Below are 1,024 nucleotides of genomic sequence, written 5' to 3'. Positions count from 1 at the left end.
GTAATACCTGGCTTACCGGCAGGTGTTACTAAAGTTCTTAATGTCACAAAAAAAGGAGCAAGGCCACCAAACCTTAGCCCTCCAGGCGCGGGTCGTAATGGAGCTTTCAGGGAAGCAAAAAGACAAGCGGGGATACCAGTAAGTAAGCATCCAACTAGTGTCCGTCCGAATATTGACAAACAAGGTAAAGTTCAACCTGGAAGATCTTATCAATTTGATACTCGTCTTTCTAGTGGTAAAACCCAAACCGTGAGAATCAGGGATGATGCAGGTGGACATGACTTCGGTCTTGGCAACCCACAAAATCGGGGGCCGCATTTTAATCAAGGAAAAAATAATCATTATGATTACTGATATTGAAATTTCAAGTACGGTGGATGTTTCGAAAGAAAATGAAACTTATAATGTTCGTAAAAACAACCTTCCAGAAAATACAAAAGTAGCTGCTGCTGCTTGGTCATCAGCTTCAGGTTCTCTTTATGATGATAGGCTTTTGGTACTGAGGTTCATTTTTAGCTTGGTGATGACAAAAATGCCTGGATTCACATTGTGGTATTTTGAAGGTGACGGGGGGTGGCAAGATGATACACGAATTCTCCGCTGGAAAAGACGGAAACAAAGAGGTATAAATATAACTCACTATAGTGAATTATATGAAGAGATGTTAGAAAGAGATAATAAGGTAAAGTTTTTTCGTGCAATATCTCTTTCAGAGCTATCCATTGAATCAGTTGTCAAGTCTCTTAATGAAGATAGTCATTCATATATAATTTCTTTGCCTGGAAGCACCAATATTAAAGGGGCTCTTTGTATGGGATGGGAGCATCTTGGGCTCTTTGATAAAGAACTTTTGCGATATGTAATAAATAATAAGGGGATTATTTTCAAGGTATACGGTGAATTTGATGACCCTGAATATGGTTTTGTTGGTTTAGGTGATCCGGAATTAGTGAAAAGTTTAGTACAGTAATAGCGGTCTGGCATTATTCATTTCGTTGAAACGAAGATTACAAATGGAATTCTT

The 1,024-nt window shown here is 38.6% G+C and carries 2 protein-coding genes; both read left to right on the top strand.

Translation table 11 applies throughout. From position 1 onward, the window contains the following. A partial coding sequence (locus CDZ78_RS20925; RefSeq protein ID WP_244559326.1) for an HNH/endonuclease VII fold putative polymorphic toxin occupies positions 1–354 on the top strand: 354 nt, incomplete at its 5' end. Beyond that, positions 344–970, top strand: coding sequence for a hypothetical protein (locus CDZ78_RS20920; RefSeq protein ID WP_087871644.1), 627 nt, complete (start codon positions 344–346; stop codon positions 968–970). The genes CDZ78_RS20925 and CDZ78_RS20920, both read left to right, overlap by 11 nt. The last annotated feature ends 54 nt before the right edge of the window (positions 971–1,024 follow it).

Origin of the sequence: Bathymodiolus platifrons methanotrophic gill symbiont (assembly GCF_002189065.1) — a bacterium.
Taxonomy (GTDB): Bacteria; Pseudomonadota; Gammaproteobacteria; order Methylococcales; family Methylomonadaceae; genus Methyloprofundus.
The sequence above is the reverse complement of the archived record's forward strand: the minus strand, read 5'-3'. Positions and strand labels throughout refer to the sequence as shown.

Bases quoted from the DNA above. Each gene is read 5' to 3' on its own strand.
- CDZ78_RS20920 (WP_087871644.1), top strand. From the start codon at position 344: ATGATTACTGATATTGAAATTTCAAGTACGGTGGATGTTTCGAAAGAA.